The organism is Cobetia sp. SIMBA_158, from assembly GCF_046566945.1.
GTDB lineage: Bacteria > Pseudomonadota > Gammaproteobacteria > Pseudomonadales > Halomonadaceae > Cobetia > Cobetia amphilecti.
Genome location: NZ_JAWJYL010000570.1, coordinates 1 through 261 on the forward strand (window position 1 = coordinate 1; position 261 = coordinate 261).

1 protein-coding gene is annotated in these 261 nt (G+C 44.4%); it reads left to right on the top strand.

Annotated features, from left to right (window positions below):
* Positions 1 to 261: molybdopterin cofactor-binding domain-containing protein (locus R2R70_RS21120; RefSeq protein WP_410979069.1), on the top strand; the 261-nt coding region annotated here is incomplete at both ends.

The following is a 261-nucleotide window of genomic DNA, read 5'->3' on the forward strand; positions in this document are numbered from 1 at the left end:
CTTATATCAAGATGGTCAAAGCACCCATTACGGTCAGACGATAGAGCATTTTGATTTAGCGACCATCATGACCAAACTGGCAGACGATTGCGACTATGACAATCGCCGTCAACAAATCCTAGAAGCAAACCAAAAAGCTGCAAATGAAGGCAGTGATAAACGCTTAGGGCTTGCGTTGACGCCAGTAAAATTCGGTATTTCATTTACGGTGCAGACGCTTAATCAGGCAGGCGCATTGGTACATATTTATACCGATGGCAG